General features: G+C 71.6%; 12 protein-coding genes. 7 read left to right on the top strand and 5 right to left on the bottom strand.

From position 1 onward, the window contains the following. Positions 1-25: 25 nt before the first annotated feature. Together OG331_RS15400 and OG331_RS15395 are read right to left on the bottom strand one after the other, a co-directional pair. Positions 26-919, bottom strand: coding sequence for an Fpg/Nei family DNA glycosylase (locus OG331_RS15400; protein WP_406196352.1), 894 nt, complete (start codon positions 917-919; stop codon positions 26-28). A 186-nt stretch (positions 920-1,105) separates the two neighbouring features. Continuing rightward, complete coding sequence (locus tag OG331_RS15395; protein ID WP_406196349.1) at positions 1,106-6,100, bottom strand: ATP-dependent helicase; 4,995 nt, start codon at positions 6,098-6,100, stop codon at positions 1,106-1,108. A 346-nt stretch (positions 6,101-6,446) separates the two neighbouring features. Here OG331_RS15395 and OG331_RS15390 point away from each other — a divergent pair, with 346 nt between their 5' ends. The 3 genes from OG331_RS15390 to OG331_RS15380 are packed head-to-tail and all read left to right on the top strand — an operon-like array spanning position 6,447 to position 8,345. Continuing rightward, positions 6,447-7,298 (top strand): AraC family transcriptional regulator, encoded by an 852-nt coding sequence (locus OG331_RS15390; RefSeq protein ID WP_406196347.1) that lies wholly within the window; start codon positions 6,447-6,449, stop codon positions 7,296-7,298. A 10-nt stretch (positions 7,299-7,308) separates the two neighbouring features. Continuing rightward, entirely contained in the window at positions 7,309-8,040 is a 732-nt protein-coding gene (locus OG331_RS15385) for an AzlC family ABC transporter permease (RefSeq protein WP_406196345.1), read from the top strand. Next, positions 8,037-8,345 carry an AzlD domain-containing protein gene (locus OG331_RS15380; protein WP_328878800.1) on the top strand — a complete coding sequence of 103 codons (309 nt, stop codon included), beginning with the start codon at positions 8,037-8,039 and terminating at the stop codon, positions 8,343-8,345. Before OG331_RS15385 ends, OG331_RS15380 begins: the two co-directional genes overlap by 4 nt. A 6-nt stretch (positions 8,346-8,351) precedes the next feature. Here OG331_RS15380 and OG331_RS15375 read toward each other — a convergent pair whose 3' ends face one another. Then, positions 8,352-9,296, bottom strand: a complete 945-nt coding sequence (locus OG331_RS15375) for a hypothetical protein (protein WP_406196343.1) — start codon at positions 9,294-9,296, stop codon at positions 8,352-8,354. Between the two features lie 80 nt (positions 9,297-9,376). Between OG331_RS15375 and OG331_RS15370 the strand changes: the two genes are divergently transcribed. From OG331_RS15370 to recX, 4 genes are all read left to right on the top strand, one after another. After that, on the top strand, positions 9,377-9,571 hold the full coding sequence (locus OG331_RS15370; protein ID WP_406196340.1) for a DUF3046 domain-containing protein: 195 nt from the start codon (positions 9,377-9,379) through the stop codon (positions 9,569-9,571). Positions 9,572-9,631: 60 nt separating this feature from the next. Beyond that, positions 9,632-10,909, top strand: coding sequence for an AI-2E family transporter (locus tag OG331_RS15365; RefSeq protein ID WP_406196337.1), 1,278 nt, complete (start codon positions 9,632-9,634; stop codon positions 10,907-10,909). Positions 10,910-11,280: 371 nt separating this feature from the next. Beyond that, positions 11,281-12,408, top strand: coding sequence for a recombinase RecA (gene recA / locus OG331_RS15360; protein WP_406196335.1), 1,128 nt, complete (start codon positions 11,281-11,283; stop codon positions 12,406-12,408). A 215-nt stretch (positions 12,409-12,623) separates the two neighbouring features. Continuing rightward, positions 12,624-13,364 carry a recombination regulator RecX gene (gene recX, locus OG331_RS15355; RefSeq protein ID WP_406210044.1) on the top strand — a complete coding sequence of 247 codons (741 nt, stop codon included), beginning with the start codon at positions 12,624-12,626 and terminating at the stop codon, positions 13,362-13,364. Between the two features lie 109 nt (positions 13,365-13,473). On the opposite strand, the gene OG331_RS15350 is transcribed toward recX, so the two are convergent. Both OG331_RS15350 and OG331_RS15345 read right to left on the bottom strand, forming a co-directional pair. Then, on the bottom strand, positions 13,474-13,908 hold the full coding sequence (locus OG331_RS15350) for a rhodanese-like domain-containing protein (protein WP_406196332.1): 435 nt from the start codon (positions 13,906-13,908) through the stop codon (positions 13,474-13,476). 131 nt (positions 13,909-14,039) lie between these two features. Beyond that, positions 14,040-14,636 (bottom strand): cysteine dioxygenase, encoded by a 597-nt coding sequence (locus OG331_RS15345; protein ID WP_406196330.1) that lies wholly within the window; start codon positions 14,634-14,636, stop codon positions 14,040-14,042. Between the last annotated feature and the right edge of the window lie 74 nt (positions 14,637-14,710).

The following is a 14,710-nucleotide window of genomic DNA, read 5'->3' as shown; positions in this document are numbered from 1 at the left end:
CGGTACGAGTAATTCTGACGGGTCGTCAATTAGTGGTACGGGGCGGAGTGCTGGGCCGGTCCTGGGAGCGGGGCCCTCGGGCGGTGCGTGGCGCCCTGCGCGCAGCGGTTGCGCTCGGGTCCGGGCCCGCCTGGCAGTTGGGGCACCAGTAGGTGGGGCGCTCGCGGGAGCCGTCGCCCTGGTCGGCTGCGCGGATGGGGGTGCCGCAGCGCAGACAGGGACGCTTCGCACGGCCGTATACGAAGAGGTCCTGGCCGCGGCGGCCGGTCGTACTGCGGATCGGGCGGTCGCGGTTGGCTTCCAGGAGCTTCTTGGCGAGTACGGGCAGTTGGGCCGCGTGCACGGTCGGGAGTGCGCCGACGGGGAGCCAGGGGGTGACTCGGAGCAGGAAGCAGAGCTCGCTCTTGTAGACATTGCCGATGCCGGCGAGGTTGCGCTGGTCCAGCAGGGCCTCGCCGAGGGGGCGGGCGGGGTCGGCCAGGAGGTTGGCGAGGGCGCCGTCAGGTGCCCAGTCCGGGCCCAGGAGGTCGGGGCCGAGGTGGCCCACTGCGCGGTGTTCGTCGGTGGTGCGCAGGAGGTCGAGGACGGGGAGGCGGTAGCCGACGGCCGTGCGGCCGGGGCGTGCGTCGGCGGCGGCGAGAACCACACGGATCTGGTGGGCGGGGCCGCCCGTCCAGCGTTCCTGGTCGGCGAACACCTTCCAGGAACCTTCCATCCCGAGATGCGTGTGGACCGTCAGGCCGCCCTCGATGCGGGTGAGGAGGTGTTTGCCCCGCGGGGTGACGTCCAGGACGGTGCGGCCCGTGAGGTCGACCGTGGCGTACCTAGGTACCCGGAAGTCGCTGACGGTCAGCATCTCGCCCGCGAGGGCCGTGTGCAGCCGCTTCGCTGTCTGCCAGACCGTGTCTCCTTCAGGCATGGGTCAAGGGTGGCATGGGCGCGGGTTGTGGGGTGCGGGTGTGTGGGGTGGGTCGGATCGCAGGGTTGGTGGTGCTGGTGCTGGTGGGGGGCTGGGGCTCGCGCTGGTGGTACGGGTGTGAGCTGGTCGTACGGGCTCGGGGTGGGCCGGGTCGAGCGGCCGGGCCGCCTCGTCTGACAGCTCGGGTCAGGCGCGTAGGCGTAGGCCTCGAGGTGTTGCGATGAAGCCCGCTCCTTCCAGGAGGGTGCCTATGGCGGAAGTCAGGGCCGCGGCGCCGTTCACGCGCTCGACCGTGACGGTGCCGAGGGAGCCCGCGCGGGCGGCTGCGGCGAGGGCCTCTGCTGCCGTGTGCAGGCGGGGGTCGTCGGTGGGCTCGGTGTCCGGGGCCGACGGCCAGGCCAGCAGGGTCTTGCCGCCGCGCTCCATGTAGAGGGTCAGCTCGCCGTCGACGAGTACGACGAGGGAGCCCGCCTTGCGGCCCGGTTTGTGTCCGGCGCCGGTCGGCGGTTCGGGCCAGGCGAGGGCGGCGCCGTACGCGTTCGCCGGGTCGGCTGCGGCGAGGACGACGGCCCGGGTGTCGGCGGCGGGGCGGGAGTGGCGGGCAGCGGAGCCTGGGCGGCCGGGGCCGAATGGGGGGCCGCCGTTGTGCCGCGTGGGGCCTTGTGGGGTGCTGCGGTTGCCCTGGGCAGCGAGATCGCGCGGCGAGACGTAGTCGCCCGGACCGAGGTGGGCGTCCAGGAAGTCGTGGTCGAGGTCGGGGATGTCGTACGCGGGCGTGCCGTCGGGCTTGTCCCACGCGGCGTTGTCCCACGCTGCGGTGTTGCCCTGGCCGGCGCCAGGGATGCCGAAGCCGTCGAGGGTGCCGTGCGTGTCAGGTCCGCCGTAACCAAAGGGGGCGCCGTCGCTGTCGGGAGTGCTGGGGCCGGGCAGGGCTTCGCCGCGGTCGCGGGCGTTGGCGACCGCACGCAGGCGGTCCACCGCGCCGTCCATGGCGAACTGCGCGGCGCCGAGTCCCTCGACCACATAGCCGCGCCGCGCCTGCCCGCTCTCCTCGAAGGCGGACAGGATGCGGTACATCGCCGAGAAGCCGCCCTCGACGCCCTCGGCGGCGACCGCTCCCCGGGTCACCACGCCGTGCCGGTCGAGGAGCGCGCGGGCCAGGGCGTGGGCCCGCACTGTGGGGTCCGGCTCGTGGGCCGGGAGCAGGGACCAGCGGCCGGCGACGGTCGGTGGGCCGGTGCGGGACGCGGGGCGGGCGGCGGACGTGAGCGAGCCGTAGCGTCCGCGTGGGACGGTGCGCTTGGCGCGGTGGGCCGTGGAGCCCGCGGTGCGGCCCGAGCCCAGCAGGGAGCGCATGGGTGCGAGCGTGTCGTTCGTCAGGCGGCCCGACCAGGCCAGCTCCCAGAGGGCGTCGGCGAGTTGGGGGTCGGTGACGTCGGGGTGCGTGGTGGCGCGGACCTGGTCCGTGATCTGGCGGAAGAACAGGCCGTAACCGCCGGACAGGGCGTCCAGGACGGACTGGTGCAGTGCCGTCAGCTCCAGGGGGTGGGGCTGCGCCAGGAGCAGGGGGGCCGCGTCCGCCATGTAGAGGGACACCCAGCCGTCCTTGCCGGGCAGTGAGCCCGCTCCGGCCCAGACGACCTCGCCGGCAGCCGTGAGTTCGTCGAGCATCGCGGGGGTGTAGTTCGCGACGCGGGACGGCAGGACGAGCTTCTCCAGGGCGGACGCGGGCACGGACGCGCCCTGCAACTGCTCGATGGCGCGGACCAGTCCATCGATGCCGCGCAGCCCATGGCCCTTGCCGATGTGCTGCCACTGCGGCAGGAACTGCGCGAGCGCGGCCGGTGGCACCGGCTCCAGCTCATGACGCAGGGCAGCGAGGGAGCGGCGGCGCAGGCGACGCAGGACCGTGGCGTCGCACCACTCCTGGCCGATGCCGGCCGGGTGGAACTCGCCTTGCACGACCCGTCCGCTCGCCGCCAGCCGCTGGAGGGCGCCGTCGGTGATCGCGGCGCCCAGGCCGAAGCGGGCCGCCGCTGTGGCCGACGTGAACGGGCCGTGGGTGCGGGCATAGCGCGCGAGGAGGTCGCCGAGCGGGTCCTTGACCGGTTCGGTGAAGGCCTCGGGGACGCCGACCGGCAGTGCCGTGCCGAGCGCGTCGCGCAGGCGGCCCGAGTCCTCGATCGCCGCCCAGTGGTCCGTGCCGGCGATGCGGACTTTGATGGCGCGGCGGGCGCCGGCCAACTCCTGGGCCCACTGCGGCTCGGCGCCGCGCTCGACCAGCTCGGCGTCTGTGAGCGGGCCGAGGAGGCGAAGGACGTCCGCGACGCCTTCGACGTCCTTGACGCGGCGGTCCTCGGTGAGCCACTGGAGCTCTTGCTCCAGCTCGGTCAGCACCTCGGAGTCGAGCAGTTCCCGCAGCTCCGCCTGGCCCAGCAGCTCGGCCAGGAGACGCGAGTCCAGCGACAGGGCGGCGGCGCGGCGCTCGGCGAGCGGGGAGTCTCCCTCGTACAGGAACTGGGCGACATACCCGAAGAGGAGGGAGCGCGCGAACGGGGAGGGCTCGGGGGTGGTGACCTCGACGAGGCGTACCTTGCGGGCCTCGAGGTCGCCCATCAGCTCGGTCAGGCCGGGGACGTCGAAGACGTCCTGGAGGCATTCGCGGACCGCCTCCAGCACGATCGGGAACGAGCCGAACTCGCCGGCGACCTGGAGCAGTTGGGCGGCGCGCTGGCGCTGTTGCCACAGCGGGGTGCGCTTGCCGGGGCTGCGGCGCGGCAGCAGCAGCGCGCGGGCGGCGCACTCGCGGAAGCGGGACGCGAACAGGGCCGAGCCGCCTACCTGGTCGGTGACGATCTGGTCGACGTCGCCCTTGTCGAAGACGACGTCCGCCGCGCCGACGGGCGCCTGGTCGGCGTCGTACTCCGTGCCCGCCTTTCGCGGCTCCTGGTCCAGCAGGTCCAGGCCCATGAGGTCGGCGTCGGGCAGGCGCAGCACGATGCCGTCGTCGGCGTGCATGACCTGCGCGTCCATGCCGTACCGCTCGGAGAGCTTCGCGCCCAGGGCGAGTGCCCAGGGGGCGTGCACCTGGGCGCCGAAGGGTGAGTGCACGACGACGCGCCAGTCGCCGAGTTCGTCGCGGAAGCGTTCGACGACGATCGTGCGGTCGTCCGGGATGTGGCCGCAGGCCTCGCGCTGCTCGTCCAGGTAGGACAGGACGTTTTCCGCCGCCCAGACGTCCAGGCCTGCGGTGAGGAGGCGCAGGCGGGCGTCCTCCTTGGGCAGCGAACCGACCTCGCGCAGGAACGCGCCCACCGCACGGCCCAGTTCGAGGGGGCGGCCCAGCTGGTCGCCCTTCCAGAAGGGGAGGCGGCCCGGTACGCCCGGTGCGGGGGAGACCAGGACGCGGTCGCGGGTGATGTCCTCGATGCGCCAGGAACTCGTGCCGAGCGTGAAGACGTCCCCGACGCGGGACTCGTAGACCATCTCCTCGTCGAGCTCGCCGACACGGCCGCCGCCCTTCTTGGGGTCCGCCCCCGCGAGGAAGACACCGAACAGGCCGCGGTCCGGGATGGTGCCTCCGGACGTGACGGCCAGGCGCTGTGCGCCGGGGCGGCCGGTGATCGTACCGGCGACCCGGTCCCAGACCACGCGCGGGCGGAGCTCGGCGAACGCGTCGGACGGGTAGCGGCCGGCGAGCATGTCGAGGACCGCGGTGAACGCGGATTCGGGGAGGGACGCGAAGGGGGCGGCTCGGCGGACCATGGTGAGGAGGTCGTCGACCTGCCAGGTGTCCATCGCCGTCATGGCGACGAGTTGCTGGGCGAGGACATCCAGGGGATTGGCCGGGACCTTCAGGGACTCGATGGACCCGGTGCGCATCCTCTCGGTGACCACGGCTGCCTGGACGAGGTCGCCGCGGTACTTCGGGAAGACCACGCCGGTGGAGACGGCGCCCACCTGGTGACCTGCGCGGCCCACGCGCTGGAGGCCGGAGGCCACGGAGGGCGGAGACTCGACCTGGACGACGAGGTCGACGGCGCCCATGTCGATGCCCAGTTCGAGGCTGGAGGTGGCTACGACTGCGGGAAGGCGGCCTGCCTTGAGGTCCTCCTCGACCAGGGCGCGCTGCTCCTTGGAGACCGAGCCGTGGTGGGCGCGGGCGATGACCGGGGGCGCGCCCTGGGCGGCGCCCGAGCCGCCCATGAGCTCGGCCGGGGCGTGGTGCTCGTCCAGGGGTTCGCCGGTGGCCCGCTCGTAGGCGATCTCGTTGAGACGGTTGCACAGGCGCTCGGCCAGGCGGCGGGAGTTGGCGAAGACGATGGTGGAGCGGTGCGCCTGGACCAGGTCGGTGATCCGCTCCTCCACGTGGGGCCAGATCGAGGGGCGTTCCGCGCCCTCGGAGCCGTCGGCGACCGGGGAGCCGCCCAGCTCGCCGAGGTCCTCGACGGGGACCACGACCGAGAGGTCGAACTCCTTGCCCGACTTCGGCTGGACGATCTCCACCTTGCGGCGGGGGGAGAGGTAGCGGGCGATCTCGTCGACCGGGCGGACGGTCGCGGAGAGGCCGATGCGGCGGGCCGGCTTCGGGAGCAGCTCGTCCAGGCGCTCCAGGGTGAGCGCCAGGTGGGCACCCCGCTTGGTGCCCGCCACCGCATGGACCTCGTCCAGGATCACCGTCTCGATGCCGGTCAGGGCGTCGCGTGTCGCTGACGTCAGCATCAGGAAGAGGGACTCGGGGGTCGTGATGAGGATGTCCGGGGGGCGGGTCGACAGGGCTCGGCGCTCTGCGGCGGGGGTGTCGCCGGAACGGATGCCGACCTTTACCTCGGGCTCGGGCAGGCCCAGGCGCACGGATTCCTGGCGGATGCCGGTCAGGGGGCTGCGGAGGTTGCGCTCGACGTCGACCGCAAGGGCCTTGAGGGGGGAGACGTAGAGGACTCGGCAGCGCTTCTTGGGGTCTGCCGGTGGGGGTGTGGCGGCCAGCTGGTCCAGGGCGGCGAGGAAGGCGGCCAGGGTTTTGCCGGAGCCGGTGGGGGCTACGACCAGCACGTCCGAGCCCTCGTGGATGGCCTGCCACGCGCCTGCCTGGGCTGCGGTGGGCGCGGAGAATGCGCCCGTGAACCAGCCTCGGGTGGCGGGGGAGAAGCCGGCTAGGGCTTGGTGCGGGTTGCTGACCATGCGTCCATCCTGCACCCGGGGACTGACAACGTGGCTGAGCTGGGGAAATGTGTTCGGGGGCGGCAGTGCGTCTTGCCTCCGGCGGTTGGGCGCCGGGTGCCTGCGGCGGCCGGTGCGGGTTCGGTGGGGGTTCGGGTAGCGCCTGCGGGTTCGTTGTGGGGCGGGGCCGTGCCGGGGGGTGTCCGTCCTCGGTCGGGCGGTTGCCGAGCCTTTAAGAGGTGCCGTTTCTTGACGCCCGCCGCTGCGGGCGGACACCCCCCGACACGTCCCCTTGCCGCCGTACGCGGGTGCTGCGCCGCGGGGGTGCGCCGCTGGGCAGTTCGTCGGCGTCGCGGAGAATGGGGGCATGGCAGGTTCGGGTGAGCGGGCGCGGCATTGGCAGTACGCCGACTTGCCCGGTGTTGATCTGCTGCGGGCCAGGTATGTGCGGAAGACGTTTGTGCGGCATACCCATGAGAACTTTGTGATCGCCGCCATTGCCGATGGGGTGGAGGTCTTTCACTGTCGGGGCGCTGATCAGTACGCGGGGGCCGGTGCGCTTGCGTTGGTCAATCCGGATACGCCGCATACCGGGCGGGCCGGGGTTCCTGAGGGGTGGCGGTACGGGGCCGTTTATCCGTCGCCCGAGGTGGTCGCCGAGATTGCGAGGGAGACCACTGCTATTCGGGGGACGCCGGGGTTTGTGAGGCCGGTGCTCGATGATGCGTATGCCGTGGGGCTGGTGCATCAGGTGTTGCGGGCGGCGGATGAAGGGAATGCGCTGGCCGCCGACACGTTGCTTCGGGTGGCCGTGACCCGGTTGCTGCGGTTGAACGGTGGGGCTCTGCCGCAGCGGGAGGTGCGGACGGCCGGGGCTCGGGTCGCCGTACGCGCGCGTGAGGTGCTGGAGGGGCGGATGGCTGAGCCGCCGAGTCTGGAGAGGCTGGCTGTTGATCTCGGTACCGGTCCGTTTGCCTTGCTGCGGGCGTTTCGGGATCTGTACGGGATGCCGCCGCATACGTGGCTGACCGATGCGCGCGTGCGGCGGGCTCGGCGGATGCTGGATGCGGGGGTCTCGCCGGCGGAGGCGGCCGTTGCTGTGGGGTTCACCGATCAGCCGCATCTGAATCGGCACTTCAGCCGGATCGTCGGCGTTCCGCCGGGGGCCTATCAGCGGGAGCGCAAGAACGTACAAGACGTGGGTGAGTGGCTGTCCTAGCGTCGCGGGTGTGTCAGAACAGAAAGCTCTTGAAGACCTCCGTGTCGACGGAGGCAAGGCCGACAGGGTCGTTGTACGGGACGCCCTGGGCGTTGGAGTCGCCGTTGGTTTGTCCGGGTTCGCCTTTGGGGTGACGTCGGCCGGTGGTGGGCTCACGCTCTTGCAGACCTGTGCGCTCAGCCTGCTGGTGTTCACGGGGGCGTCGCAGTTCGCGCTGGTCGGGGCGCTAGCTGCCGGAGGTGGTCCGTGGACCGCGGCCGCCGGTGCGTTCTTCCTTGGCGTGCGTAATGCCTTCTATGGGTTGCGGTTGTCGCAGTTGCTGAGCCTCACGCGCGCGGTGCGGCCGTTCGCGGCGCAGTGGGTGATCGACGAGACGGCGGCAGTAGCGCTGGCGCAGCCGACTCGGCGCAGTGCGCGGATCGGGTTCGTGGTGACGGGGCTCAGTCTGTACGTGCTGTGGAACCTCACCACGTTGCTCGGTGCGCTCGGGGCGGAGGCCATGGGGGACACCGACGCCTGGGGGCTGGATGCGGCCGGGCCTGCCGTCTTTCTGGCGTTGCTCGCCCCGATGCTGAAGTCCGCGACCGAGCGGGCTGTCGCCGGCCTGGCTGTGGTGCTGGGGCTCGGGTTGTTGCCTGTTCTGCCTGCAGGCGTGCCCGTGCTGGTTGCCGCCCTTGCGGCGCCGGTCGTGGTGTGGGCGCAGGGGCGGCGTCGGGGAGACGTGCAGGAGGGGGAGCTGTGAACACCTGGATTGCGATCGGCGTCACCGCCCTCGGCTGCTACGGCGTCAAGCTCGTCGGGCTGCTCGTGCCGGCGGGTGCTCTGGAGAGGCCTCTCGTACGGCGTCTTGCCGCCCTGTTGCCCGTCGCCCTCCTTGCCGCCCTCACGGCTCAGCAGACGTTCGGTGACGGGCAGGCGCTGGTACTGGACGCGAGGGTGGCCGGAGTCGCAGCGGCGGCTGTGGCGCTCGTCCTGCGGGCTCCGTTCCTGCTTGTCGTCGCGGCGGCCGTGCTGGTGACGGCAGGGGTGCGCGCCATGGGAGGGTGAGGCTCGTCAGCCGATGTGGCGGCCGTATGCCCTGAGCGTGCGCAAGGCCTCCAGCGTCACCATGGGACGGGCCTCGGAGGCGATGCCGGGCGCCCACTGACGCCGGTGGATCGGCCAGCCGCCGTCCTCCTGCTGCTCGCCGGCGAGGTGGTCGAGGGAGCGGCTCATCTCGTCGTCGGTGAACCACGCGCGCGCGAAGGAGCGCGGTGTCCGCGCGTAGTCGTGCGGGAAGCGGTGCTCGCCGGGGGCGTAGTCGGGGGAGGGCGGGTACGCGTCGAGGCTGTTCGGCTCCAGTGCCACCAGGCGCTGTTCGCGCACAAGGCGGCCCAAGCGGTCGGCGGCCGCCTGCGCGCGCGGGCGGTCGGGAACGGAGTCCAGGAAGGCCACGGCAGCCTCGATCTCGTACGGATGGGACTTCTCCAGGGATTCGACCGCCTGCCAGCAGAAGTCCGTGGCCCGGAACAGCCAGGCGTGCCACACCTCGTTGCGGTGCAGCAGTCCGACGACCGGTCCGGTGGCCAGGAGCGAGCTGCGAGCATCGTCCACGATCGGCATGAAGGGAGCCGCGGGGTAGCCGCGCTGGCCGGGATGGATCGCCGGGAGGGCGCCGTCCGGCGTGGAGACCGAGGTGAGGTAGCGGCAGACGCGATCCACGCGCTGTCCGCCGCAGCGCTCGATGGCGTCCAGGATGTGCAGGGCGTGACCGGTGTGCAGCGGCTGGCTGACCGGGCCGCGCAGATCGGGCTCCAGCGCGTGGCCGTACCCGCCGTCCTCGTTGCGATAGGCGTCCAGCGCGGTCTCCACCGGGTCGGCGGCACCGTTCAGGAAGTGGTGCGCGAAGAGACGCTGCTCGAGCACGCGCGCGCTGAGCCAGACGAACTGCTCGGCGCGGAAGAGCGGGGAGCGCGTCGAGGGCGTCGGGGGGAGTGCGGAAGCTCCTGTTTCGGGCATGCGTCAGACCGTAGGGCGGAAAGCGGTCTCGACAAGTGGTCCCGGCGCAGGCCCACTCTCAGGGGCGGGATACTGGACGCATGCGGTTGACGGTCTTCTGGGAGCGGATGGCGGATCACTTCGGTCCGGGATACGCCGACACCTTCGCGCGCGACCACGTGATGACGGAGCTCGGCGGGCGCACGGTGCACGAGGCGCTGAACACCGGCTGGGAGGCGAAGGACGTGTGGCGTGTGGTGTGTACCGTCATGAACGTTCCGGGTGAGAAGCGCTGACCGGCCACGAAGATCGCAGGACCGAAGCCGTTTGTCGGTGGCGTGGGCGACACTTGCTCCGTGGCACGCACTGACGAGACCGGGCAGCTCGCCCGGCACGGATCCCCGTTCGGCACGACGCCGCCGACCTCCCCACCGGGCGAGGGCGGCACCGAATCGAACGCCCGTATGCCTCGTTGGCTGCCGCGTGCCATGGTGCTCGCACTGGCGCTCGTCGGCGCGTTCCAGCTGGGCAGCTGGGCGTTTCACCAGCTCACCGGACTGTTGATCAACGTCCTCATCGCGTTCTTCCTGGCTCTCGCCATCGAGCCCGCAGTGAGTTGGATGGCCGCGCGCGGCATGCGCCGCGGACTGGCCACCGGCATCGTCTTCCTCGCTGTGATCATCGTGTCCGCCGGGTTCGTGACGCTGCTGGGTTCCATGCTCGCGGGCCAGATCATCAAGATCGTCGAGGATTTCCCGAACTACCTCGACTCCGTCATCAACTGGATCAACGCGCACTTCAACACCGACCTGCGCCGCGTGGACGTCCAGGAGGGCCTGCTCCGTTCCGACTGGCTGCGCAACTACGTACAGAACAGCGCCACGGGCGTCCTGGACGTGTCCGCCCAGGTCCTCGGCGGTCTCTTCCAGCTGCTGACGATCACGCTGTTCTCGTTCTACTTCGCCGCGGACGGCCCGCGACTGCGCCGCGCGCTGTGCTCCGTACTGCCGCCCGCCAGGCAGGCCGAGGTGCTGCGCGCGTGGGAGATCGCCGTCACCAAGACCGGCGGTTACCTGTACTCGCGCGGCCTTATGGCGCTCGTCTCCGGCGTAGCCCACTACATCCTGCTGGCGAGCCTGGACGTGCCGTACGCGCCCGTGCTCGCGGTCTGGGTCGGCCTGGTCTCGCAGTTCATCCCCACCATCGGCACGTATCTCGCGGGCGCCCTGCCCATGCTGATCGCCTTCACGGTCGATCCCTGGTACGCGCTGTGGGTGCTGATCTTCGTCGTGGTCTACCAGCAGTTCGAGAACTATGTGCTGCAGCCCAAGCTGACCTCGAAGACCGTCGACATCCACCCGGCGGTCGCCTTCGGCTCGGTCGTCGCGGGTACCGCCCTCCTCGGCGCGGTCGGCGCGCTGATCGCTATCCCGGCGGTCGCCACTCTGCAGGCGTTCTTGGGGGCGTACGTGAAGCGGTACGACGTCACCGACGACCCCCGGGTGCACGGGCACCACTGGGGGCGGGGAGCGGGGCGGGGTCTGGTCGCCCGCGCACAGGCGCTGTGGGCCCCGCGGCCGGGAGCGGCCGAGCCAGGGGCGAAGACGGAGGACCCCGGGGAGAACTCCTCCTGAGGAGGAGCTGACGCCCGCGGCGTCCTCGCGGGGCCGCCGTCGCCAGGCGCGGTAGGCAGGAGCATGGGCCGTGTCGCCGGGACGGCGGCCGGGCCATCCGCCCCGGGGAGCGGGCTGCCCGCCGGGAATCCGGGGCGGTGTCAGGCCGCGGACGTAGTCTCGTAGGTGCCGTGTGGTGCGCTTGACACGAAAATCGAACATCCATTCTGATGGAGGCATCGGAGAGGCGCTCGGCGGGCATTTCGCCAGGGTTTCGGTGGAGAAGTGACCGAGTTATCCACAGGCCGGACGGGCGTCGGGGCCCATTGTCAGTGGCAGGCGTTAGCGTCTTTGACGTGAAGCGATCGACTCAAGCAAATCGGGTGGAACCCATGGCAGGAACCGACCGCGAGAAGGCCCTGGACGCCGCGCTCGCACAGATTGAACGACAGTTCGGCAAGGGCGCGGTCATGCGCCTGGGCGAGCGGCCGAACGAGCCCATCGAGGTCATCCCCACCGGGTCGACCGCGCTCGACGTCGCCCTCGGCGTCGGTGGCCTGCCGCGCGGCCGCGTGGTGGAGGTGTACGGACCGGAATCCTCCGGTAAGACCACGCTGACCCTGCACGCGGTGGCCAACGCGCAGAAGGCCGGCGGTCAGGTCGCCTTCGTGGACGCGGAGCACGCCCTCGACCCCGAGTACGCGAAGAAGCTCGGCGTCGACATCGACAACCTGATCCTCTCGCAGCCCGACAACGGCGAGCAGGCCCTGGAGATCGTGGACATGCTGGTCCGCTCCGGCGCCCTCGACCTCATCGTCATCGACTCCGTCGCCGCGCTCGTCCCCCGCGCGGAGATCGAGGGCGAGATGGGCGACAGTCACGTCGGTCTGCAGGCCCGACTGATGAGCCAGGCCCTACGGAAGATCACCAGCGCGCTCAACCAGTCGAAGACCACCGCGATCTTCATCAACCAGCTCCGCGAGAAGATCGGCGTGATGTTCGGCTCCCCGGAGACCACGACCGGTGGCCGGGCACTGAAGTTCTACGCCTCGGTGCGACTCGACATCCGCCGCATCGAGACCCTGAAGGACGGCACGGACGCGGTCGGCAACCGCACCCGTGTCAAGGTCGTCAAGAACAAGGTCGCCCCGCCCTTCAAGCAGGCCGAGTTCGACATCCTCTACGGCCAGGGCATCAGCCGCGAGGGCGGCCTGATCGACATGGGCGTGGAGAACGGCTTCGTCCGCAAGGCCGGCGCCTGGTACACGTACGAGGGCGACCAGCTCGGCCAGGGCAAGGAGAACGCGCGTAACTTCCTGAAGGACAACCCCGACCTGGCCAACGAGATCGAGAAGAAGATCAAGGAGAAGCTGGGCGTCGGCGTGCGGCCCGAGGAGCCGGCCGCCGAGCCGGGCGCGGACGCCGCGGTTGCCGCCACCCCGGACGACGCCGCGAAGACGGTGCCCGCTCCGGCGGCGGCCAAGACGGCCAAGACCAAGGCCGCGGCAGCCAAGAGCTGATCCGTACGGTGCCTGATTCAAAAGCGTGGCGAACCGACTGTGCCGAGTCCGCCCACCCCGACGTTCCGCATGAGCGGGGGAGGGGCGGCGACGGCCACGGGGGAGACATGGACCGGGGTAGCTACGACGGAGAAAGCGCTCGGGGCGGTTTCGGGGGATACGGCAGTGCGTCGTCGTACGGCACGAAGAGGCCGTACGACGGGCCGAGCGAGGGCATGCCGGGCGGTGGTGACTGGCCGGGAGACGGCATCCAGGGCAGCAGCGAGCGGCCGGAGGGCGGCTCGGCGGACGGCGGTGGATACGCCGGTGGCGGCTCGCGCCGGGGTGGCCGCAGGATGCGTGGTGAGGGCGGCTCAGCCGGAGGGCGTGGGCGCCGTCGGCGCGGCTTCGGGGAGTCGCCCGGTGAAGACGGAGGCGCCCCCTCCTCGTCGAGGGCCGAGAAGGGGGACCTCCCGGCGGACCCGGTGGAGCGGGCGCGGGCGATCTGCCTACGCCTGCTCACCGGGACCCCGCGGACGCGGAAGCAACTCGCGGACGCCCTGCGCAAGCGGGAGATCCCGGACGAGGCCGCAGAGGAGGTGCTCTCGCGGTTCGAGGAGGTCGGCCTCATCAACGACAGTGCGTTCGCGGATGCCTGGGTGGAGTCCCGGCATCACGGCCGGGGTCTCGCCAGACGCGCGCTCGCCCAGGAACTGCGCACCAAGGGCGTCGACTCCACACTGATCGACGCGGCCGTTTCCCAGCTCGACTCCGAGCAGGAAGAGACGACCGCACGCGAACTCGTCGCCCGCAAGCTGCGTTCCACGCGCGGGCTCGACCGCGACAAACGCCTGCGCCGCCTCGCGGGCATGCTCGCTCGCAAGGGCTATCCCGAGGGCATGGCCCTCCGGGTGGTCCGGCAGGCGCTGGAGGCGGAGGGCGAGGACACGGAGTTCCTCGAGGGTGAGGGGTTCTGACCCCGGCAGAGGACCCGGACGTGGGCGAGGGTCCGCGACCGCGGGATTCCGGCGCCGGACACGGTGGACGCGCGGGGGCGCCCATCGCGTTCGGGCCGGGACCGCCGACCTAGACGTCCGCCCCTGGCCCCGACGTCACCGGAAGCCCAGCCGCCCGCCACGCCTGGAACCCGCCGACCAGGTCGGTGGCCCGGCTCAGCCCCAGTCGCCGTAGCGACTCGGCCGCCAGGCTGGACGCGTAGCCCTCGTTGCAGATCACCACGACCCGCAGGTCGTGACCGGTGGCCTCGGGGGCGCGGTGGCTGCCCTGCGGGTCGAGCCGCCACTCCAGTTCGTTGCGCTCGACGACCAGGGCGCCGGGGATCAGACCGTCCCGCTCCCGCAGGGCCGCGTACCGTATGTCGACCAGCAGAGCCTCGCCGCCCTGAGCAGCCTCGTACGCCTCCCGAGGCTCGGTCCGCTCGTAGCCCGCGCGCACCCGCTCCAGCAACTCGTCGATGCCCAGGGGCCGTTCGTCCACGCCGCGTCCAACCACGTCACTCACGCCTGTCTCCCACTCGCCCCCACCGACCGGGAACTCACTCACACCGCCCGCGGCTCTTGCCTTCAACTCACCGCTGCCAACCTGCCGTTCGCTCGAACCGTGCACCACAGGTTCGCTTCCGGCCACTCCGCTCACTGCCAGTCCTCCGGGCGTTCCACCTGCTCCAGGCGCAGGATCGGCCCGCTGCGGCTGAAGCGGCGGATCTGCGGCAGGGGTGGGTGGTAGGCGTGAACCGAGATCGCATGCTGGTCGGGGGACTCGTTGAGCACCTCGTGCACATGGTGGTGGCCGAAGGAGCGGCCCTTTCCGGCGGGCAGCCGCCGTTCCCGGTCGACGTCGTCCGTCAGTTCCAGCGTCTTCCAGCCGTCGGCGGGCAGCCGGACGGCGAGCGAGTTCTCCTTGAGCTCACCGGCCGCCGTCACGAAGGCCCCTGCCGAGTCGGCGTGGTCGTGCCAGCCGGTACCCGTCCCGGGCGGCCAGCCGATCAACCAGGCCTCGCTGCCGCCTGGACCCTCGAGCCGTACCCAGGTACGGCCCTCGGGGTCGAGCGGGAGCGAGGCGACCAACTCGGTGTCGGCCGCCGTACGCCGTACGAAGTCGAGAAGGTCCGCCTGGGTCGGCGCGGAGCCCGGCGCGGAAACCTGCGCAGGAGCCGACGCGGATTTTGGCTTGGCGCCGGGCTCGGACGCGGCGACGGCGGTGGGGGAGGCGGCAGAGGGTACGGACACGGGCACCGTCCTGAAGAGAGTTCGCGAAGAGCGCGCGACAGCACAGGCGAGAGAGTCAGCAGTGGCGCGCGCGG

The sequence above is a fragment of the Streptomyces sp. NBC_01017 genome, from assembly GCF_045162795.1.
In the GTDB taxonomy this organism is placed as follows: domain Bacteria; phylum Actinomycetota; class Actinomycetes; order Streptomycetales; family Streptomycetaceae; genus Streptomyces; species Streptomyces machairae.
The sequence above is the reverse complement of the archived record's forward strand: the minus strand, read 5'-3'. Positions and strand labels throughout refer to the sequence as shown.

Excerpts from the sequence above, each read along its gene's own strand:
- OG331_RS15400 (WP_406196352.1), bottom strand. The coding sequence starts at position 919 with ATGCCTGAAGGAGACACGGTCTGGCAGACAGCGAAGCGGCTGCACACG.
- OG331_RS15395 (WP_406196349.1), bottom strand. The coding sequence starts at position 6,100 with ATGGTCAGCAACCCGCACCAAGCCCTAGCCGGCTTCTCCCCCGCCACC.
- OG331_RS15390 (WP_406196347.1), top strand. The coding sequence starts at position 6,447 with ATGGCAGGTTCGGGTGAGCGGGCGCGGCATTGGCAGTACGCCGACTTG.
- OG331_RS15375 (WP_406196343.1), bottom strand. The coding sequence starts at position 9,296 with ATGCCCGAAACAGGAGCTTCCGCACTCCCCCCGACGCCCTCGACGCGC.
- OG331_RS15370 (WP_406196340.1), top strand. The coding sequence starts at position 9,377 with ATGCGGTTGACGGTCTTCTGGGAGCGGATGGCGGATCACTTCGGTCCG.
- recA (WP_406196335.1), top strand. The coding sequence starts at position 11,281 with ATGGCAGGAACCGACCGCGAGAAGGCCCTGGACGCCGCGCTCGCACAG.
- recX (WP_406210044.1), top strand. The coding sequence starts at position 12,624 with ATGCCGGGCGGTGGTGACTGGCCGGGAGACGGCATCCAGGGCAGCAGC.